Annotated in this window: 19 protein-coding genes; 7 read left to right on the forward strand and 12 right to left on the reverse strand. The window is 65.3% G+C overall.

Annotated features, from left to right (window positions below):
* Positions 1-6: 6 nt before the first annotated feature.
* On the forward strand, positions 7-1,230 hold the full coding sequence (locus QA649_RS09170; protein ID WP_283023891.1) for an NAD(P)/FAD-dependent oxidoreductase: 1,224 nt from the start codon (positions 7-9) through the stop codon (positions 1,228-1,230).
* A gap of 1,507 nt (positions 1,231-2,737) precedes the next feature.
* Here QA649_RS09170 and QA649_RS09175 read toward each other — a convergent pair.
* The 8 genes from QA649_RS09175 to QA649_RS09210 form a co-directional block, all read right to left on the reverse strand.
* Positions 2,738-2,938 carry a hypothetical protein gene (locus QA649_RS09175; RefSeq protein ID WP_018646220.1) on the reverse strand — a complete coding sequence of 67 codons (201 nt, stop codon included), beginning with the start codon at positions 2,936-2,938 and terminating at the stop codon, positions 2,738-2,740.
* Positions 2,939-3,232: 294 nt separating this feature from the next.
* Positions 3,233-5,374: a flagellar biosynthesis protein FlhA gene (gene flhA, locus QA649_RS09180; protein WP_283023892.1), complete on the reverse strand. Its 2,142-nt coding sequence runs from the start codon at positions 5,372-5,374 to the stop codon at positions 3,233-3,235.
* 332 nt (positions 5,375-5,706) lie between these two features.
* Positions 5,707-6,009, reverse strand: a complete 303-nt coding sequence (locus tag QA649_RS09185; RefSeq protein ID WP_283023893.1) for a copper-binding protein — start codon at positions 6,007-6,009, stop codon at positions 5,707-5,709.
* A 16-nt stretch (positions 6,010-6,025) separates the two neighbouring features.
* Positions 6,026-6,481 carry a cupredoxin family protein gene (locus QA649_RS09190; RefSeq protein ID WP_283023894.1) on the reverse strand — a complete coding sequence of 152 codons (456 nt, stop codon included), beginning with the start codon at positions 6,479-6,481 and terminating at the stop codon, positions 6,026-6,028.
* A 32-nt stretch (positions 6,482-6,513) separates the two neighbouring features.
* A complete protein-coding gene (locus tag QA649_RS09195; RefSeq protein ID WP_283023895.1) occupies positions 6,514-7,851 on the reverse strand; it encodes a copper oxidase in 1,338 nt (445 codons plus the stop codon).
* 13 nt (positions 7,852-7,864) lie between these two features.
* Positions 7,865-9,289 carry a TolC family protein gene (locus tag QA649_RS09200; RefSeq protein ID WP_283023896.1) on the reverse strand — a complete coding sequence of 475 codons (1,425 nt, stop codon included), beginning with the start codon at positions 9,287-9,289 and terminating at the stop codon, positions 7,865-7,867.
* 9 nt (positions 9,290-9,298) lie between these two features.
* Positions 9,299-9,583, reverse strand: coding sequence for a hypothetical protein (locus tag QA649_RS09205; RefSeq protein ID WP_283023897.1), 285 nt, complete (start codon positions 9,581-9,583; stop codon positions 9,299-9,301).
* Positions 9,584-9,656: 73 nt separating this feature from the next.
* The gene (locus QA649_RS09210; protein ID WP_283023898.1) at positions 9,657-10,073 is read right to left on the reverse strand and encodes a hypothetical protein; all 417 of its coding nucleotides are present in this window, start codon (positions 10,071-10,073) and stop codon (positions 9,657-9,659) included.
* Positions 10,074-10,248: 175 nt separating this feature from the next.
* Here QA649_RS09210 and QA649_RS09215 point away from each other — a divergent pair, with 175 nt between their 5' ends.
* Positions 10,249-11,514: an MFS transporter gene (locus QA649_RS09215; protein ID WP_283023899.1), complete on the forward strand. Its 1,266-nt coding sequence runs from the start codon at positions 10,249-10,251 to the stop codon at positions 11,512-11,514.
* Here the strand turns inward: QA649_RS09215 and QA649_RS09220 are convergent.
* Together QA649_RS09220 and QA649_RS09225 are read right to left on the reverse strand one after the other, a co-directional pair.
* Positions 11,511-11,930 (reverse strand): DUF4864 domain-containing protein, encoded by a 420-nt coding sequence (locus QA649_RS09220; protein ID WP_283023900.1) that lies wholly within the window; start codon positions 11,928-11,930, stop codon positions 11,511-11,513. The genes QA649_RS09215 and QA649_RS09220 overlap by 4 nt on opposite strands.
* Positions 11,931-11,996: 66 nt before the next feature.
* Complete coding sequence (locus QA649_RS09225) at positions 11,997-12,638, reverse strand: TetR/AcrR family transcriptional regulator (RefSeq protein ID WP_283025993.1); 642 nt, start codon at positions 12,636-12,638, stop codon at positions 11,997-11,999.
* A 251-nt stretch (positions 12,639-12,889) separates the two neighbouring features.
* Here QA649_RS09225 and QA649_RS09230 point away from each other — a divergent pair, with 251 nt between their 5' ends.
* Genes QA649_RS09230 through QA649_RS09240 form a run of 3 tightly spaced genes read left to right on the forward strand, consistent with a single transcriptional unit; the run spans position 12,890 to position 16,693 of the window.
* On the forward strand, positions 12,890-13,387 hold the full coding sequence (locus QA649_RS09230) for a 2Fe-2S iron-sulfur cluster-binding protein (RefSeq protein WP_283023901.1): 498 nt from the start codon (positions 12,890-12,892) through the stop codon (positions 13,385-13,387).
* Positions 13,384-14,439, forward strand: a complete 1,056-nt coding sequence (locus QA649_RS09235) for a xanthine dehydrogenase family protein subunit M (protein ID WP_283023902.1) — start codon at positions 13,384-13,386, stop codon at positions 14,437-14,439. Before QA649_RS09230 ends, QA649_RS09235 begins: the two co-directional genes overlap by 4 nt.
* The gene (locus tag QA649_RS09240) at positions 14,432-16,693 is read left to right on the forward strand and encodes a xanthine dehydrogenase family protein molybdopterin-binding subunit (RefSeq protein WP_283023903.1); all 2,262 of its coding nucleotides are present in this window, start codon (positions 14,432-14,434) and stop codon (positions 16,691-16,693) included. Before QA649_RS09235 ends, QA649_RS09240 begins: the two co-directional genes overlap by 8 nt.
* A gap of 42 nt (positions 16,694-16,735) precedes the next feature.
* On the opposite strand, the gene QA649_RS09245 is transcribed toward QA649_RS09240, so the two are convergent.
* Together QA649_RS09245 and QA649_RS09250 are read right to left on the reverse strand one after the other, a co-directional pair.
* A complete protein-coding gene (locus QA649_RS09245; protein WP_167526364.1) occupies positions 16,736-16,888 on the reverse strand; it encodes a hypothetical protein in 153 nt (50 codons plus the stop codon).
* A 197-nt stretch (positions 16,889-17,085) separates the two neighbouring features.
* The gene (locus QA649_RS09250; RefSeq protein WP_092217613.1) at positions 17,086-17,634 is read right to left on the reverse strand and encodes a cupin domain-containing protein; all 549 of its coding nucleotides are present in this window, start codon (positions 17,632-17,634) and stop codon (positions 17,086-17,088) included.
* A gap of 148 nt (positions 17,635-17,782) precedes the next feature.
* Here QA649_RS09250 and QA649_RS09255 point away from each other — a divergent pair, with 148 nt between their 5' ends.
* Together QA649_RS09255 and QA649_RS09260 are read left to right on the forward strand one after the other, a co-directional pair.
* Positions 17,783-19,111 (forward strand): aspartate aminotransferase family protein, encoded by a 1,329-nt coding sequence (locus QA649_RS09255; protein WP_283023904.1) that lies wholly within the window; start codon positions 17,783-17,785, stop codon positions 19,109-19,111.
* A 70-nt stretch (positions 19,112-19,181) separates the two neighbouring features.
* Positions 19,182-20,447, forward strand: a complete 1,266-nt coding sequence (locus QA649_RS09260) for a D-amino acid dehydrogenase (protein ID WP_283023905.1) — start codon at positions 19,182-19,184, stop codon at positions 20,445-20,447.
* Positions 20,448-20,507: the final 60 nt, after the last annotated feature.

Genomic DNA, 20,507 nt, shown 5'->3' on the forward strand with positions numbered 1-20,507 from the left:
GCGGACATGGCGCGTATCGTCGTGCTCGGCGCCGGGTTTGCGGGTCTGTGGGCGGCCATCGGCGCCGCGCGTAAGCGCGACGAGATCGGCGCAGGCGGCCGTGACATCGAGATCCGCCTCATCGACCGCAACCCCTATCACAACATCCGCGTGCGCAATTACGAGACCGACCTCAGCGAGGTCGCGCTTCCGCTCGCGCAATTGCTCGATCCGATCGGCGTCACGCATGGCCTCGGCGAGGTCGAGTCCATCGATCCGGCGCATCGTACGATATCGCTCGTCACCAGCGGCGGGGAGGAGACGCTGAGCTATGACCGCCTCGTGCTGGCGCTCGGCAGCGAAGTCATGCGTCCCGACATTCCGGGCCTTGCCGACCATGCCTTCGATGTCGATGCCTATGCCGCGGCGCTTCGCCTCGAGGATCATCTGATTTCGCTCGGGCGCAGCGCACCGTCGCCGGGGCGATCCACCGTCGTGGTGGTCGGCGCCGGCTTCACCGGCATCGAGGTCGCGGCCGAAATGCCTGACAGGCTGGCGCGTGCCGGCATCATCGGCAGCCGCCGCATCATCCTGGTCGATCCCAACCCGGCGGTCGGCGCCACCATCGGGGTGCATGCGCGTCCCGTCATCGAAACGGCCTTGTCGTCACTCGATATCGAGACGCGGCTCGGCGTGCGCGTCGTCTCGATCGAGGCCGCCGGCATTCGTCTGAGCTCGAACGAGTTCGTTGCGGCGCAGACGGTGATCTGGTGCGCGGGCATGCGTGCGAGCCGGCTGGCCGAAAACTTTCCGGGCGCGCGCGATCGCCTCGGGCGCCTGCTGGTCGATCCCTTCTTGCGCGTTGCGGATCTGCCTGGCGTGTTCGCGGCCGGCGACGTCGCCTCCAGCGTCGTCGACGGGCTGCATCCGACCGTAATGTCCTGCCAGTTCGCCCGGCCCATGGGCCGCTTCGCCGGCCACAATGTGGTCGCCGATCTCGTCGGTGAGCCGATGCTGCCGCTGCGGATCGACTGGTACGTCACCGTGCTCGATCTCGGCGGCTGGGGCGCGCTCTACACGGAAGGGTGGGATCGCGAGGTCCGCACCACCGGCGCGGCCGCGAAGGCGACCAAGCAGGCCATCAACTGCAAGCGCATCTATCCGCCGCTGACGGGCAGCAAGGAAGAGCTGTTCGCGGCGGCCGCACCGACCGTGCAGGCGCCGCCGCCGACTTATGGAGGGCGCCGCTGAGACGGACGGGGCATCCACCAAGCCAAGCGATGCCACGAAGCTGTTTTCGTCGGTGCTCGACATGTTCCGGAAAAAAAGCGAAAGTATTCTTGTATTCGGAAGGACGACATTTGGTCCGTTAGTTTATTCACCTGGAGAATTGCACGATGACCAGCGAGCACGAGAGCGTTGACTCGAAGCCGGCGAACAAAAGCCGCGAGCCCGTCGACAAGATAGAGAATGGGGCCCTCAAGGACGAACAGTTGGACGAGGTCACTGGAGGGGGTGGTGGCTTGGTACCCAGGGTACCCGGTCCAGCTCCACAAACCCCCTGAACTCGACTCGTCATGCTTCGAGGAGCGGCGTCAGCCGCTCCTTCTGGTTTTTGGCGCGAGGCAGCGTCGCCTGCCAGCCTTGCGTTGCCTGTCGGACAAAACGCACCACCCGTTGCTCAACCATCGACCAAAAATACAATTGAGAAGCTACTTATCACTACTAATCCGGCGAGCCATATGCGTTTGATAGTCCATGTCGAATTCTCGACGATCGATGGCGCAGTGCGAACCATTTCGGGCCCGGGACCGGGCAAAGCCATTCGTTGTCAAGGCACGCCCGGCAATCCACAATCCCTTGCGTTGCCTGACGGGCAAAACACACGAGGCGTGGGGCAATATCCGCCGGCAAAAATATTCCACTTTACCGAAATTCGGAAATGACGTATGTGTCGCCGCAACCCGGCCCGAGGAAGAGGGGCGTATCGCGATCGTCACGAACGTGGGCCGGGCGGCGGTGGACGTGGGTCACATCGGCGCGAAGGGTTTTGCAGGGCGGGCGACCGTGAGCAAAAACGTCGCGCACACGACCGGTGTGATCGGCGTACGGCAAAATCGTGTGGTCCTGGCGCCCGGGGTTTGTGCGCCAAGTCTTGTGGTGATGCGCGGCCCAACCGGGCTCTCGCATCGATCATCCGCAAGGCGACGGGGGCAATAGTGCATCGCTCCCCGGGGAGATCACGACATAAGCGGTCAAACCACTGCGCAGGGAAGGCCGGATGTTCAGGCTTCACCTGTATGCCGCTGTGCAAATCTTCTGACTGCAACCTCGCACAGTGGACCGCGGGTGCCAGCCGGCACCCGGTCTTCCCTGCGCCCTCTTTCATTTGAGGGTGAAGCGGCCAGGCAAAGCTCGGGCGAGATGAGCCGCGAGGAGGCGAAGATGTGTCTGCGATGAAGTTGCGAATTGAGAAGCCGCGCCCGTACCCCAAACACCGTCATTGCGAGCGTCGCGAAGCAATCCAGGCTGCTTCTACGGAGGCAGCCTGGATTGCTTCGTCGCAAGAGCTCCTCGCAATGACGAGGTTGAGGCGCGAATTCGCAATCACGCGAGTTACCCCAGACGTGAGAAAGCGCCCGTGGGGGGCGGGCGCTTTCCGTAGTCGACTTGGGGTTGGGGTCGTCTACATATCCACGTGGCGACTTTGGGGGGCTGGTAAAGAGCCGCGTGAATTCACAAAACTTGTCAGATCTCCTTATCGAACGAGGGACGCGTTCGAGCTGGTGATAACGACCGGCTTGCCGGCCTTGATGACGCGGGCCGTCTGGGTCAGACCTTCATCCGAACCCGAGCGTGCCGTGATGCCGAAGCCCGCCACCGCGATCCCTGCGACGAGGGCGACGACCACAATCTTCAAATGGGTCGCGCGATCGGCGCTGTAGATCGAGTGGTTCATGGAAGCCTCCTGCCGCCACCTACCCGAAGTAGTCGCCGGCCGTTTGAGGCAGGTTCATGCTTCCGGTGCCCAACAACGTAGTATTGGGCGGATTCGTTCCCAAGAGGCGATCACAAGAGCGTGACAGGACGTGAAAGATCGCGATCAAAAACGGCTCTTGATCGCTCTTTTTTATAATTATTTCAAAGCTGTAATGTGCCTTCCGGGAGCCTTTTGGGGCTTTGGTCCACAAGGCGCCAGGAACTCAAAAACCATTTGCCTGTGGCCGAAAAACACACGGCTTCTTAAGGCAAATCAGATGCTTCCGACCGTTTTCAACCTCGCCCTGGGGTGGATTTCAGCCTGCGACAGCACGGTGGTCTGGGCGCGGAACCGCTCAACGAGAGAGCGCACGAAGGGACGAATTGCCGCAGAGGTGACCAGCACCGGTGCCTCGCCTTCGCGGGCGGCGCGCTCGAAGGCCTCGCGCACGGCGGTCATGAACTCCGAGAGCTTCGAGGGTTGCATCGCGAGGCTGCGCTCCTCGCCCTGACCGATGATGGATTCGGCGAAGGCCTGCTCCCAGCGCGCCGACAGCGCGATCAGCGGCAGATAGCCGTTGTATGAGGTGTTTTGCGCGCAGATCTGCCGGGCAAGGCGAGCACGGACGTGCTCGACCATGGTGGAGGGATTGCGCGAGAAGGCGAGCGAGTCCGCAATGCCCTCGAGGATGGTCGAGAGGTCGCGGATCGAGATGCGCTCGGCGAGCAGCAGTTGGAGCACGCGCTGGATGCCGGAGACCGTGACCTGGCCGGGGACGATGTCCTTGACCAGCTCGCTCTGCTCCTTCGGCAGCTCCTTGAGCAGCTTCTGCACCTCGCCATAGGAGAGCAGGTCCGACATGTTGGCCTTGAGCAGCTCGGTAAGATGCGTCGAGAGCACGGTCGCGGCGTCGACGACGGTGTAGCCCTTGAGCGAGGCCTCTTCCTTGAGGCTGGCATCGACCCAGGTTGCGGGCAGGCCGAAGGTCGGCTCGGTGGTGTGGATGCCGGGCACCTGAACCTGGCTGCCGCCGGGGTCCATGACCATGAACTGGTTCGGCCAGATCTTGCCGGTGCCGGCGTCGACCTCCTTGATCTTGATGATGTAGGTGTTGGCTTCGAGCTGGACGTTGTCGAGGATGCGCACCGCCGGCATCACAAAACCCATCTCGATCGCGAGCGAGCGGCGCAGCGCCTTGATCTGCTCGGTGAGGCGGTCGGTGCCGTCTGGCCCGTTGACCAGCGGCAGCAGGGCATAGCCGAGCTCGATCTTGAGGTCGTCGATCTTCAGCGCAGCCGAGATCGGCTCTTCCGCCGCGGCCGCGCCGGGCGCACCCGGTGCACCGGCGGCAGGCGCGGCGGTGGCGGCTTCCTCGGCCTTCGCGGCGGTGCGCTTGTGGTTGCGGGCGTGCCAGGCCAGCGCGCCGGCGCCGGCACCGAGCGCCAGGAAGGGAATGGTCGGAATGCCCGGCAGCGCCGCCAGCACCAGCATCACCGCCGAGGACATCGCCAGCGCCTGCGGATAGCCGGAGAACTGCTTCATCAGCGCCTTGTCGGCGGCGCCGGAGACGCCGGCCTTGGAGACGAGCAGGCCCGCGGCGGTCGAGACGATCAGCGCCGGCACCTGGGTGACGAGGCCGTCACCCACCGTCAGCAGCGTGTAGCTGCGTCCGGCGTCGGCGAAAGACATGCCCTGCTGCGCCACGCCGATGATCATGCCGCCGACGACGTTGATGAAGACGATCAAAAGGCCGGCGATGGCGTCGCCGCGGACGAATTTGGAGGCACCGTCCATGGCGCCGAAGAAGCCGCTCTCGTCCTCCAGCTCCTTGCGCCGCTGCTTGGCGACCTTCTCGTCGATCAGGCCGGCGGAGAGGTCGGCGTCGATCGCCATCTGCTTGCCGGGCATGGCGTCGAGGTGGAAGCGCGCGGCGACTTCGGCGATGCGGCCCGAACCCTTGGTGATGACGACGAAATTGACGATGATCAGGATGGCGAAGACGATGATGCCGATGACGAAATTGCCGCCCATCACGAAGCTGCCGAAGGCCTCGATGACGTGACCGGCGGCGTCCGTGCCCTCGTGGCCGTGCGACAGGATCAGGCGGGTCGAGGCCATGTTGAGCGACAGGCGCAGCATGGTCGAGATCAGCAGGATGGTCGGGAAGGCCGAGAATTCCAATGGCGCCTGGATGAACAGCGAGGTCATCAGGATCAGGATCGAGAGCGTGATCGAGATCGCCAGGAACAGGTCCAGCACGATCGCGGGCAGGGGAAGGATCAGCACCACCAGGATGGTGAGAATGCCGAGCGCCAGCGCGATGTCGCCGCGCTTGAGAATATTGACGATCTCGTTGAGGGAGGGGATGCCGGGCTTTGCTGCGCCTACGCCCTGTCCCGCGGTGACGTCGACCATGGTAGCTGCCTCCCCGCGCGACTGCCGGCCGCGCGCCCCAAACGTCTGCGCGGCGGCCGATGGGCCGCCGTTCCGAAAGTGAGGCACCGCACTGGCGTCCACGGGAGCTCCCGTTCTACGCGGCTGACGACACTCGACTTCACTGGGCAATTCTTGCCGGGTGTATGGTTAGCAAAGGGTTAACGGAGGGGATGGCAGGGGGCAGACCGGGGTGTTTCGGGGACTATCCGGACGTCGTTCCGGGGCGGCTCGCAGAGCCGAACCCGGAACCTCGAGATTCCGGGTTCGGTCCTGCGGACCGCCCCGGAATGACGGTTGAGAGGGGCCGCCCCCTACTTCGCCTTCTCCATCTTCGTCACCGTGTACCCCGAGGTCGCTTCCTCGGCCTCGAAGGTCACCTTGTCGCCGACCTTCACCTGCTTGAGCATGGCGGGGTCCTTGACGCGGTAGACCATGGTCATGGGCTCCTCCATGCCGAGGCTCTTGGCCGGGCCGTGCTTGAGCGTGATCTTGCCCGCGCCCTCGTCGATCTTCTTGATCTCGCCGCTGATCGAAGCGCTCTGCGCCGCGACCGCGCCGAAGGCCAGGCCTGCGCTCAGCGCGAGCGCTGCAGCGATGCGGATGATCTTGTTCATGGCTCTCTCCTTTGGCTCATTTCACGGTGACGTGGCCGACCATGCCGTACTCGCGATGGTCGGGGATCAGGCAGGAGAATTCGAATGTGCCGGCCTTGGTGAATTTCCAGACGATCTCGGCCGTCTTGCTCGGCGCAAGCCGCACCCCGTTCGGCTCGTCGTGCTCCATGTGCGGATGCTTCTTCATCACCTCGGCATGCGCGAGGTTCTCCTTGGTGGTCGCCAGCAGGAACTCGTGGTCCTCCTTGCCGACGTTGCGCAGCACGAAGCGGATCTGCTCGCCGCGCTTCACATTGATCTTCGACGGCTCGTACGACATCTCGCTTAGCGAGACCTCGATGGTGCGCGCCGGCTTCTTGGGATCGCCGGGCTCGCCCGCTGAAAAGGACGCCTGGCCGTGATTTTCGTGCGCGCCGGCGGACGAGATCGAGAGCGCTGCCAGCGCGAGGACGAATGTGACGGTCTTTTTCATTGTAGTCTCCAGTTGGTGGTTCATCGAAACGCTCACATCTTCATGTTCTTCATCGGCGGACTGCCTGGTTTTTGCCGCGCCGGCTCCGCGGCCGGCGCCGTGACCTCGTAGGCGACGGTGCCTTGCGGGAATTTGTACGGACCGGGATCGCGGTAATCGTCGCGCGCGAGGTCCTCGCGGATCTTCATCACCGTGAACATGCCGCCCATCTCGATCGGACCGAATTGACCGGTGCCGGTCATCATCGGCAGCGTGTTGTCGGGCGCGGGCATTTCCATGTTGCCCATGGCCATGCCGGTCGAGCCCATCGCCATGCCGTCAGGTGCGAGCTTGCCGACGGCCTTGGCGAGATCCTTGCGCGACACGCCGATGAGGTTGCGCACCTCGTGCCCCATCGCATTCATGGTGTGGTGCGATTTGTGGCAGTGGAACGCCCAGTCGCCGGGATTGTCGGCGAGCACGTCGAACACCCTGACCGCGCCGACCGGAACGTCGGTCGTCGTCTCCGGATATTGCGCGCTCTCCGGGATCCAGCCGCCGTCGGTGCAGGTCACCGCAAAGCTGTGGCCGTGCAGATGGATCGGATGGTTGGTCATGCTGAGATTGCCGATGCGCACGCGCACCTTGTCGCCGAGCCGCACCGGCAGGGGATCGATCCCCGGAAACACCCGCGAATTCCAGGTCCACATGTTGAAGTCGGTCATCTCGTTGACCTGCGGCAGATAGGTGCCGGGGTCGACGCGATAGGTGCTCATTACGAAGACGTAGTCGCGGTCGACGGGGCGGAAGCTTTGATCGCGCGGGTGCACGACGACCATGCCCATCATGCCCATCGCCATCTGCACCATCTCGTCGGAATGCGGGTGGTACATGAAGGTCCCGCTCTTCTTCATCTCGAACTCGTAGACGAAGGTCTTGCCCGGATCGATGTGCGGCTGGTTCAATCCGCCGACCCCGTCCATGCCGCTGGGGATGATCATGCCGTGCCAGTGCACGGTGGTGTATTCGGGCAGTCTGTTGGTGACGAAGATGCGGACCTTGTCGCCCTCGACTGCCTCGATGGTCGGGCCCGGCGACTGGCCGTTATAGCCCCACAGATTCACCTTCATGCCTTCGGCGAACTCGCGCACCACGGGTTCGGCGACGAGATGGAATTCCTTCCAGTCGCCGTTCATGCGGAACGGCAGCGACCAGCCGTTCAGCGTCACCACGGGGCGATAGTCGGGGCCGCTGATCGGATGCAGCGGAGGCTGCATCACCACCTTGTCCATGGTGGGCGCTTCCGGAATCGATGCGGCCTGGACGCGGCCGCTGATGGCCGACGCGCTGGCAAGCGCGGCGGTGCCCAAAAATCCTCGGCGGGAAAACATCTTGGCCTCCATCTCAGTGGCCGCCGTCGGCTGGCGCTGCCGCGGCGATGGTGGTTGAAGTCTCGCCGCCGCCAGCAGGCGCGCCGCCGCCATTGACGGCGGTCTGCAGGTCGGACTGGGCGAGGAAGAAACTTTGCTTGGCGTCGATCGCGCCGCGCAGTGACGCCAGGCGCTGCCGTGCCTCGGTCAGAAGCGCGAAGATGTCGACCTGCATGCTGGAGAAGCGCAGCTGCATCTCCTCGGTGATGATCTTGCGCAGGGGCACGATCTCGCGCTGGTAGTGGCCGGCGATGTCGTAGGTCGAGCGATAGACACGATAAGCATCGCGCGCCTCGGAGCGGACATTCACGGCCCGCTCGGTCAGGCGGTTGAAAGCGAGATTGTAGGTCTCGGCCGCCTGCCGCACCCGCACCTCGCCGCCATCGAAGATCGGGATCTGGAACTGCACGTCGAAGCCGCGTTCGCGGAACGGCGGCCCTTCCGGATCCTGGGTGCGACGGGAGATGCCGGCGAGATCGAGCAGCGTCACGAAACGCGTCGCCTCGGTGAGGTTCAGCGATTTTGCCAGCGCCGTCAGCTCGAGCCGCGCGATCTGCAGGTCGATGCGGTGGGCCACCGCATCGGCCTCGATCGAGGGCAAGGCCTGCGGACGGCGCGGCAGCGGCGGCAACTGGTTGGGCAGACGGAAGTCGAGGCCGTCGTTCCACAGCCCCATCAGCCGCGCCAGTCTTTCGCGCGCGCTCGTCGCCGTCTGCCGCGCCGTCGCGAGATCGGCGGTGGTCTCGGCATAAAACACCTGCTCGCGGGCCTGGTCGAGCTTGTTGAGCGAGCCGGTCTCGCCGAGCTTGACCGCAAGCTGGGCGGTCGATTCCGCCGTCGCCTTCGCGTCGGTCAGCAGCGCCACCATCTCGTTGGCGGCAACAGTGCGGACATAGGCGCGGCGCACGTCGGCAGCGAGCCGCAGCGTCGCCAGCGCCGCGCGCAATTGCGCCTGACGGAAGCGGTCGCGCGCGATCTCGGAGCGGAACGGCAGTGTTGCGAGGGCGAGGATGTCGCCGACAACCTGGCGCTCGATCTCGCTCGCGCCATTGCCCGAAATCCGCGAGATCGAGAACACGGGATTGGGCGGCAGGCTCTGCTCGACCAGCTCGGTTTCGGCCAGCGCCAGCTCGTTGTAAGCGGCTTGCAGCCCCTTGTTGTTGAGCAGAGCGATCTGCACGGCCGGTTCGATGGTCAGCGTGCGCGCCAGCAACCGGCGGACGGTCGCGGTGACGGTCTCGGCACCTTCGGCCGTTCGCACGAAGGCAACGTCCTTGTTGATGGTCTGGCTGGTGAGCTCCGAGACCGTCGTCATGCCGCCGTCCGGCGAGAACGCCACGCAGCCGGAGAGTCCGAACGCAGCGAGCACGAGCAGGCTGCGCGCAAAATGATGTGCCATGGCGCGTTCCTACCGGTCTTGCTTCGGCTGCGGCGTGACGGCGTCGTTGCGGTCCCGCCACGGCGCCGGTGTCGCCGGCCGCAGGCTGCTGTAGGGCGCGATGGTCGAGCGATAGCCGACGCGTGCTACCTTCGCCGCGGGATCGGCGGGGTCGGCGCTGGCAACTTGTGTCGTTGCCGGCATGCAGCCGGACAGCGCCAGCGCGGCAAAGGCCGGCAGCAGCCAATTGAATCGAAAGTGTCGTCCACCCACCGCAGATGCGGCGGCGGACTTCGCCCCGGAAAGCGCAAGCATGATTCATCCCTGATCTGGAAACCACAGGTTCGCGCGCGCAAAAGCGCGCTCGGACCGACGTCGTTGCGTCAGATCAGGCGATGGGGGGGCGGTAGTGCTGGGGCGGCGCCGCGCTGTGCAGGCTGACCACGATCTCGGGCGCGCAGGTCGACGTCGGCTGGACCGGCGTGGCGACGCTGGGCAGATCGGCCGGCAGCGCGCTCACGCACATCATCGCGCAGCACGGACCAACGGTTCCCTTGCCGCCATGATGATGTGGAGCGGGTGTGTCTTTCGCGGCGGTCTTGTGATGCGCGTGAGTTCCCGCATGTTCGTGCGAGGCATCGCCATGCTGATGGCTCGCCATCTGGTGATGCGCCGGCACGGGACCGGCGAGGAGTGCGTCGTCAAGGCACGGCGCAGGGCCATTGCCCAAGGCAAGGCTTGCTGCCGGCGCGAGCACGCAGAACAGATAGGCGAGGGCGATGATCCGCCCCACCCTGATCCGCATCGATCGCGTCAATCGCAACAACATTCCGCCAATAGGCTCCTCGCGCGGCAAGGTTGCACACGCTGATTGCAAACTAATGGCAAATCGCGCGTTCGCCAAGCTCCTTCTTACCGCAGTGCACCGCGCATGCCCAATATATCGCCACGTTGCTTGACCGTGTGGCGATCCGCGGGCCATGGTCCGGCCCGTGCACGCGCCAAATCATCCCGAACAAAGACCAGACTCATTCAGCCCTGATTCCCGTCAGGCCTGGATGCGACTCGTCACTGCGCTGGTGATCGGTTCGATCGGCGGCGTCGGCATGTGGGCGATCGTCGTGATGATTCCGGCGGTGCAGGCCGAATTCGCGGCTACGCGCGGCGCGGTGTCGCTGGCCTTCACCCTCATGATGTTCGGCTTCGGGCTCGGCGGCGTCATCGCCGGCAAGATCACGGACCGGTTCGGCATCGTGCCTGCGATGGCGATCAGCATCGCCTTCCTCGGCGTCGCCAACACGCTGGCGGGACTTTCGACGCAGCTCTGGCAGTTCATCGCTGCGTATTTCCTGATCGGGCTCGGAACATCCGCGACCTTCGCGCCGCTGATGGCGGAGGCCTCGCACTGGTTCGAGCGTTATCGCGGGCTCGCCGTGACCATCGTCGCCAGTGGTAATTATTTCGCCGGGACGATGTGGCCCCCGATCGTCAACTGGGGCATGCAGTCGATCGGCTGGCGCCACACCCATATCGGCATCGGCCTCGTCTGCGTGAGCCTGATGACGATCCTGGTGCTGGTCCTGCGCGCGCAGATGGGCGACGACGCGGTCCACGACCACGCCAAGGCACCGCCGCCGCGGGTCGATCTCAGGCTGTCGACCAACACGCTGACGGTGCTGCTCTCGATCGCCAGCATCTCCTGCTGCGTCGCCATGGCCATGCCGCAGGTCCACATCGTCGCCTATTGCGGCGACCTCGGCTATGGCGTCGCGCGCGGCGCCGAGATGCTGTCGCTGATGATGGGCTGCGGCATCGTCAGTCGCATCGGCTCGGGCTATCTCGCCGACAAGATCGGCGGCATCCGTACGCTGCTGGTCGGATCGCTGGCGCAGGGCTTTGCGCTGGTGTTCTATCTGTTCTTCGACAGCCTGACCTCGCTGTATCTGATCTCCGCGATGTTCGGCCTGTTCCAGGGCGGCATCGTGCCGAGCTACGCCATCATCGTGCGCGAGGCGATGCCGGCCAGCGAAGCGGCAACCCGCGTTGGCATCGTGATCTTTGCTTCCGTGTTCGGCATGTCGTTCGGCGGCTGGGTGTCGGGCGTGATCTTCGATGCTACCGGCTCCTACGGCGCGGCCTTCGCCAACGGCGTCGCCTGGAACGCGCTCAATATCGGCATCGTCGTGCTGCTGCTGATCCGCTCGCGGATGGGCTTGGTGAAGACCGGACCGGGCTTTGCGACTTAGACTGCCTGCCCCGCCTTCAGGAGCGAGCAGCCGGTGATCTTGTAGCTGCCGTCCGGCTGCTGCTCGAGCGTGTAGAGCGCCTCCCAGGCTTCGCCATTGGCATCAATGATATGGACGCGCTGTGCGATCCAACTGCCTTCGCTCTTGCTCTCGCCAAATTCGAAACTCTTGTGACGATAGACCGGCGCGTAGCCGTTCTGCACCATGGACATGAAGATGTCGGGGGCGGGGAAAATCTCCTTGATCGCCGGCGCGGCGTGGGAATAGGCCGCGGCCGCATCGTCGCGGGCAAAGGCCCGCTCCTGGGCTTGAATGACGCCCTGTGCCGCCGAGACATCGCCAGCGCGTGCTGCGACAGGGCCAAGCGCAATACCAAGGGCAACAGTAAGAGCGACCAGCAAGGCGGCAATGCGCATGACAGGCTCCGCGTTGAAATCCCGGCGGTGCTGATCCTAGCACGCCCAATGGGAAATACGGGCTCGCTATCGCTTGCGTTTCACCGCCGGTTTCGCTGACCTCGCCGTGGGGCGCGGCTTGGCCTTGGCGGCCATCTGCACCCGCAGACCGTCGACGAACACGTCGAGCATCCGCAGCACCGAGGACTGCCAGCCGGGCTGGTCGTGCATGTAGCACATGCCGAAGAACGCGCGCAGCAAGTCCTCGGGACTGATGTCGGCGCGCATCTCGCCGGCCGCGACGGCACGATGGAGCAGCGAGCCGATCGCCGTGGTCAGTCGCTCGAAGGAGAAGGCATGCAGCTCGGACCCGCTCTGCACTGCGAGTGCCAGGGCTGCCACCATGCCCTTCTTGGTGGCAACGAATTCGACACCTGAGCGCAGCCAGCGCCTGAGCGCGTCGATCGGATCCTTCGTAGTCTTCAATTGCTCGGCGAGCTCGCTGAGCTGCTCGACCTCGCGCCGGTACACCGCCTCGAACAGATCTTCGCGCGTCGGGAAATGCCGGTAGAGCGTGCCGATGCCGACGCCGGCGCGTTTGGCCACGGCTTCCAGGCTCGCCTCAGGGCCGCCAGCGCTGAACACGGCCTTGGCCGCTTCGAGCACGCGCTCGCGATTGCGTACGGCATCGGCGCGGGGTTTTCGGGTCTGGTCGGTGTGGTCGTCCATGTCAGGCAATGTAGATCACGAATTGGTTAGATTGAACCCTTGTTGAACCCTTGGCTGGCTGCATCGCGTTGTATGCGCACGGGCTTTGACGAATTCCAAATATTTTTCCGCGGCCCTTGTTAAGCGGAGGGTGCCTCCGTATCTTCGCCGAGATGTTGGCCCGGCTCCGCCCGGTCAACTCGAAATCGACGGCGGCCACGGCGGTGGCGCGCTGCCCGATGAGCCATGTCCATATCTGATCGGAGCCTTGTATGAACCACTCCATCAGCCTCACCGTGAACGGTGCGCGGCGCGACTTCGTCCTCGACGATCCGCGCGTCACGCTGCTCGATCTCCTGCGTGAGCGCCTCCATCTGACCGGAACCAAGAAGGGATGCGACCGCGGCCAGTGCGGCGCCTGCACCATCCTCGTCGACGGCAAGCGCATCAACTCGTGCCTCGCGCTCGCCATCAGCCATGACGGTGCCGACATCCTCACGATCGAAGGCATCGCGCGGGGCGACCAGCTTCACCCGGTCCAGGCCGCTTTCATCGCCCACGACGGCTTTCAATGCGGCTTCTGCACCCCCGGCCAGATCATGAGCGCGATCGGCATGATGCAAGAGGCGCAGGCCGGCAACGATCCCGAACGCATCCGCGAATGCATGAGCGGCAATCTGTGCCGCTGTGGCGCCTATGCCGGCATCGTCGATGCCGTAAGGGAAGCGCAGGCCGGCATGGACGAAACCAACCAGAGGCGCTCCGCATGAAACCGTTCGATTATGTCAGGCCCGCCACGGTCACTGAAGCCGTTGCCGCCGCCGCCCAGCCGGGCGCGGTCTATCTCGCCGCCGGCACCAATTTGCTCGATCTGATGAAGGGCGGCGTCAGCCGGCCGGATCGCCTCGTCGATGTCACGCATCTCGACGGGCTCGATCAGATCGAGACTCTCGCCGATGGATCGCTGCGCATCGGCACCCTCGTCAGCAACGCCGATCTCGCGCACGACGCAAATTTCGCAAGATCCTATCCGTCCGTCGCCGAAGCGCTGCTCTCCGGCGCGTCCGCGCAACTGCGCAATGCCGCGACCGTCGGCGGCAATCTGCTGCAGCGGACGCGCTGTGCGTATTTCTACGACACCGCCAGCCGCTGCAACAAGCGCAAGGCCGGCACCGGCTGCGACGCTCGCGACGGCGAGAACCGCGGTCATGCCGTGCTTGGCTGGAGCGAGAGCTGCATCGCCACCCATCCGTCCGATTTCTGCGTGCCGCTCGTCGCGCTCGACGCCGTCGTCGAGATCGAAGGCAGGAACGGACGGCGCGAGATCGCGCTCGACGAGCTGCATCGCCTGCCCGGCAACACGCCCGAGCGTGAGTCGGCGCTCGAGCCCGGCGACCTCATTGTCGCGGTGCGGCTGCCGCCCGCAGCGCGCGGCTTTGCCGCGCACGCGCGTTACCTCAAGGTCCGCGAGCGTACGTCCTATGCCTTTGCCGTCGTCTCGGCTGCGGCTGCATTGCGGATCGAGAACGGCAGGATCGCCGACGCGCGGCTTGCGCTCGGCGGCGTCGCCGCAAAGCCCTGGCGTGCCCGTGCCGCGGAGGACGTTCTGAGGGGTGTCGCACCGACGGCCGACGCCTTCCAGGAGGCGGCCTGGCGCGCGCTCACCGACGCAAAGGCGTCCGGCGACAACGCCTTCAAGATCGAGCTGGCGCGCCGCATCGTCGTGCGCGCGCTGCTACTTGCCGCTGCCGGTACGCCCGCGCGTATCCCCGCGCTGCCGGCTTCTCCCTTTGCCTCCATGTCCGGAGCCATCCATGCCTGAGCTCAATCTCACCAGCGCGCCCGCTCATTTGCGGCACGGCTCGAACATCGGCCAGCCGCTGACCCGCCGCGACGGCGTCCTCAAGGTCAAGGGACAGGCGACCTACGCCGCCGACAATCATCCGCCCGGCATGCTGTTTGCGGTGATGGCGGTCGCGAGCATTTCGCGCGGCCGCGTGGTCTCGCTCGATGTCGCGGCAGCCAAGCGCCATCCCGGCGTCGTCGACGTCATGACGCCGGACCACAAGCCTGAGCTCGCAATCGATCCTGAAATCAAGACCAATCCGTTCGTGTTTCGGATGGAGGTGTTGCAAAGCAATGAGGTCCGCTACGCCAACCAGCCGATCGCCGTCGTGATTGCCGAGACGCTGGAGGCGGCGACGGAAGGCGCGCTGCTGCTGGCGCCGCGCTACGAAACGTTGCCGGCGCTCGTGGGGCTCGATGCCGGCGAAAGCTTCGTGCCGCCGGTCGTCGGTGTCGGCAATCCCACGGAAAGCCACCGCGGCGATGTCGAGGCTGGCCTCGCCACGGCTGAAAAGCAGATCGACGCGACTTATGAGACGCCGCCGCAATATCACAACGCGATGGAGCCGCATGCGATCGTTGCCTCCTGGGACGGCGACCGTCTGCAGATCGACATGCCGACACAGGGCCTGATGCTGTCGCTGGCGCGCATCGCCGAATTGTTCGGCATCGCGCACGACAAGATCCACATCCGCAGTCCGTTCCTCGGCGGCGGGTTCGGCTCCAAGGGATTGATGGCCGGGCCACCAACGCTCGGCATCATGGCGGCAAAGCTCGTCGGCAGGCCGGTGAAGCTGGTGCTGCGCCGTGAGCAGATGTACGGCCCGGTCGGTCACCGCGCACCGACGCGGCAGCGCTTACGCATCGGCGCCGACGGCGAGGGACGCCTGACCGCGCTCGATCATCACGCGCGAACGGTGTCGAGCACGTTCGACGATTTCTACGAGCCCGCCGCCGATGCCTCGCACACGCTCTATGCGGCGCCTGCAATCCGCACCTCGCACGATGCGGTGCGCGTCAACACCGGCACGCCGCTGTTCATGCGCGCCCCGGGGGAGGCGACCGGCTCGATCGCGCTCGAGAGCGCGATCGACGAGATGGCCTGGGCCTGCGGCATCGATCCGCTCGCCTTCCGCCTGAAGAACTACGCCGAGGTCGAGCCGATGACCGGACGGCCCTTCTCCTCGAAGGCACTGCGTGCCTGCTACGAGCAGGGCGCGGCGCGGTTCGGCTGGGCAAAGCGTCCGCTTCAGCCGCGGCAAATGCGCGATGACGCCGGTCTTCTGGTTGGCTGGGGCATGGGCACCGCGACCTTCCCGGCGCTGATGTTCCAGGCCGAAGCGCGCGCGGCGATCCGCCGCGATGGCTCTGGCCTCATGGAGATCGGCGCGCATGACATGGGGCAGGGCGCCTGGACGGCCCTCGCCCAGATCGCGGCCGATGCCGTCGGCCTCGATATCGACCGCGTCGAGTTCAAGGCCGGCACATCCGACCTGCCCGATGCCGGCATTGCCGGCGGCTCGGCGCACACGGCAACCGCGGGTGCGGCGATCCACAGCGCCGGCGCGGCCGTGATTGCAAAGCTCGCCGATCTCGCCACGAAAGACGAACGCTCGCCGCTGTTCGGCGCCGGCAATGCGGGGGTGATCGCGCGGGACGGCAGGCTGGTCCGTCGTGACGACGAGAGCCGCAGCGAGAGCTATGCCGAGATCCTGGCGCGTGCCGGCGTCGCCGAGGTCGAAGCGCGCGGCACCGGTGCGCCGAACCCTGCGGCGATGCAGGAATATGCGATGCATGCCCATGGCGCGGTGTTCGCGGAGGTGAAGGTCGATCCCGAGCTCGGCCAGGTCCGCGTCACCCGCATGGTCGGCGCCTTCGCCGCCGGGCGGATCGTCAATCCGCACCTGGTGAAGAGCCAGCTGTTCGGCGGCATGATCTGGGGCATGTCGTTCGCGCTGCACGAGGAAGCCATCACCGACCGCCGCAGCGGCCGGATCATGAATGCCAATCTCGGCGAGTACCACATCCCCGTGAATGCCGACGTGCCGCCGCTCGACGTCATCACGGTCGAGGAGCACGATCCGCATGTCAATGCGCTCGGCATCAAGGGCGTCGGCGAGATCGGCATCACCGGCAGTGCCGGTGCGGTCGCCAACGCCGTCTGGCACGCCACCGGCGTACGCGTCCGCCGCTTCCCGATCCGGATCGAGGAGTTGCTGACGCAGCGTTGAGACAGAATGCGGGGCGAGATCCTCTCGCTCCGCCGCGTCTCGCTAATGCAGCTTCTTGCGGACCGCCTTGAGCGCCTCGCGCTGCATCTCGATGTAGTCGGCGATGGCCTTGCGCAGCTCCTGCGAGCGGAGCTTGTCGGCATCGCGCTGGACTTCGTCGAGTGCGGCTTCTGCGTTGGCGAGCGTGATCTTCATCTGCGAGACCTGTTACGGAGCGGCCCCGGAGTGCCCAAAAAAGCTCAAACGTCCGGGGCCATAACCTCAGCACCTCGGCGCCAGGCTGCTCGGCTACGGTTCGTGATATATAGCGGTGCGGGCCGCGGAAATTGAGATGGCTCAAGCTCCGTAAGAAACCGGTAGCTCCGTAGGATACCGGATGCGCCGATCCTGCGTCAGAACGTCGGCGGCGTGCACGCCGAGATTACTTCACACGCCTTGCCGCCGACGCAGCGGAAGCGATGCGGGCGGCGGCTCTCGAAATAATAGGCATCGCCTGGATTGAGAATGCGGCGCTCGTCCTCGACGGTGACTTCGAGCTTGCCTGATATCACGATGCCGCCTTCCTCACCGTCATGGACGAGATGCACGCGTCCGGTGTCGCTGCCGGGCTCGTAGCGTTCCTTCAAAATCTGCAGGCTGCGGCCGAACAGATTGTCGCCGACTTGCCGATACGAGATCGGCTTCTTGCCGACCTCCGTCAGTTCCTCCGCGCGGTAGAAGATCTTGCGCCTGGACTCCGGCTCCAGCGCAAAGAACTCGGCGAGCCCCATCGGGATGCCGTCGAGGATGCGCTTGAGCGCGCCGACCGACGGGTTCATCTGGTTGGACTCGATCAGCGAGATCGTCGAATTGGTGACGCCGGCGCGTTTGGCCAGCTCACGCTGCGACAGCTTGTGGCGCGCCCGGATGAATCGCAGCCGTCCACCGATGTCGACGCTCATGGCCAAGTCCCGTGTTGCAGGTGTTGCGGATCGCGCAAATATGGACCGGCCGCCCCAGTGAAATCAATGGCTTGCAGGCCACCAGAAAAGGACTTGTTGCGCTTTTCAAGCCGTGGCTCTGCTAGCATGTCAGCAAAGGAGCGCGGCCGTGACCCTTCATCAGATTCCGAACACTATCAAGACCGACTCGTTCTGGATGCCGTTCACGGCCAACCGGCAGTTCAAGAAGGCGCCGCGCCTGTTCTCCTCCGCCGAGGGCATGCACTACACCACCGTCGACGGCCGCAAGGTGATCGACGGCTCCGCCGGCCTCTGGTGCGTCAATGCCGGCCACGGCCGCAAGCAGATCGCCGCCGCGGTCGAGCGGCAGCTGATGACACTGGACTTCGCGCCGACGTTCCAGATGGGCCATCCGCTGGCCTTCGACTTTGCCGAGCGCCTCGCCGAGATCGCGCCGAAGGGCCTCGATCGCATCTTCTTTACCAACTCCGGCTCCGAGTCGGTCGACACCGCGCTGAAGATCGCGCTCGCCTATCATCGCGCCAACGGCCAGTCGAGCCGCACCCGCCTGATCGGCCGCGAGCGCGGCTATCACGGCGTCGGCTTCGGCGGCACCTCGGTCGGCGGCATGGTCGCCAATCGCCGTGCGTTTGCGACCCTGCTGCCGGGCGTCGACCACATCCGCCACACCCACGATCTCACCCGTAACGCCTTCGCCAAGGACCAGCCCGAGCATGGCGTCGAGCTCGCCGACGATCTCGAGCGTCTGGTGGCCCTGCACGGCGCCGAGACCATCGCCGCCGTCATCGTCGAGCCGGTCCCGGGCTCGACCGCGGTGCTGCCGCCGCCGAAGGGCTATCTGCAGCGCCTGCGCGAGATATGCGACAAGCACGGCATCCTGCTGATCTTCGATGAGGTCATCACCGGCTTCGGCCGCCTCGGCACGCCGTTCGCCGCCAACTTCTTCGGCGTCACGCCTGACCTGATGACGACGGCCAAGGGCATCACCAACGGCACCATTCCCTGCGGCGCCGTGTTTGCGAGCCGCAAGGTGCATGACGGCATGATGGTCGGCCCCGAGAATCAGATGGAGCTGTTCCACGGCTACACCTATTCGGCGCATCCGACCGCCTGCGCCGCCGGCATCGCGACGCTCGACATCTACAAGGACGAAGGCCTGCTCACGCGCGGTGCGTCGATTGCCGAATACTGGCGCGATGCGCTGCATTCGCTCAAAGGTCTGCCCAACGTCGTCGACATCCGCAATTGCGGCCTGATGGGCGCGGTCGAGCTGGCGCCGCGCGACGGCGTCGTCGGCGCGCGCGGCTATGACGTCATGGTCGACTGCTTCAACACCGGCCTCTATCTGCGCATGAGCGGCGACAGCTTCGCGATGTCGCCCCCGCTCATCGTCGAGAAGAGCCACATCGACCAGATGGTCTCGATCCTCGGCGACGCCATCAAGAAGGTGGCCTGATAATTGCTCTCGCCGTTGCGAGTTGTTTCCTTGCAGAGGCGAGCGTGATGCCGCGGGAGTTTGACCAAGCGTGAAAGTTCTGATCCTCGGCAGCGGTGTCATCGGTGTCACCTCTGCCTACTACCTCGCACGTGCCGGCCACGACGTGACGGTCGTCGACCGTCAGGCCGAGCCGGCACTGGAGACCTCTTTCGCCAATGCCGGCGAGGTGTCGCCCGGCTATTCCTCGCCCTGGGCCGGTCCCGGCGTGCCGGTGAAGGCGGTCAAGTGGCTCTTGATGAAGCACGGCCCGCTGGTGATCCGGCCGAAGCTCGACCCCGTGATGTGGGTCTGGCTGCTCAAGATGCTGCGCAACTGCACCAGCGAGCGCTATGCGGTCAACAAGAGCCGGATGATTCCGATCGCGGAATACAGCCGCGATGCCTTGCGCGATCTGCGCCGCGACATCGGCATCCAGTATGACGAGCGTTCGCAGGGCACGCTGCAGCTGTTCCGCTACCAGTCCCAGCTCGATGGCACCGGCGAAGACATCTCCGTACTCAAGCAGTATGGCGTGCCCTTCGAGGTGCTGAGCCGCGAGGGCTGCATCGCGGTCGAGCCGGCGCTCGCCGGCGTGAAGGAGAAGTTCGCCGGCGGGCTTCGCCTGCCGCAGGACGAGACCGGCGACTGCCACATGTTCACGCAGGCGCTGGCCAAGCACGCCCAGGCGCTCGGCGTGCGTTTCATGTTCAACACCGGTATCGATCGCATCGTCACCGACGGCGCGCGTGTCAGCGGTGTCGCGACCAGTGCCGGCCTGTTGCAGGCAGATAGTTACGTGCTCGCGCTCGGCAGCTGGTCGCCGCGGCTCGTCGCGCCGCTCGGCATCTCGCTGCCGGTCTATCCGGTGAAGGGCTATTCGATCACGGTGCCGATCAAGGACGCTTCCGGCGCGCCGGAATCGACCGTGATGGACGAGAGCTACAAGGTCGCGATCACCCGTCTCGGCAATCGCATCCGCGTCGGCGGCACCGCCGAAATCTCGGGCTATTCCAGCAAGCTGTACGACGCGCGCCGCGCCACGCTCGATCATTCCCTGACCGATCTGTTCCCGCGCGGCGGCGATCTCTCCAAGGCGACGTTCTGGAGCGGCCTGCGTCCGATGACGCCGGACGGCCCGCCCGTGATCGGCCCGACCCACTTCGCCAACCTGCACCTCAACACCGGCCACGGCACGCTCGGCTGGACCATGTCCTGCGGTTCGGGCCGCGTGCTCGCCGACATGCTGTCCGGCAAGAAGCCGGACATCGACGTCAGTGCGCTGTCGGTGGATCGGTACAAGTATCGGTTTGGATAACACTCTATCCCCTCGTCATTGCGAGGAGCCCGCGACAAAATTGCGAAGCAATTTTGCGCT

The sequence above is a fragment of the Bradyrhizobium sp. CB1717 genome (assembly GCF_029714325.1).
GTDB lineage: Bacteria > Pseudomonadota > Alphaproteobacteria > Rhizobiales > Xanthobacteraceae > Bradyrhizobium.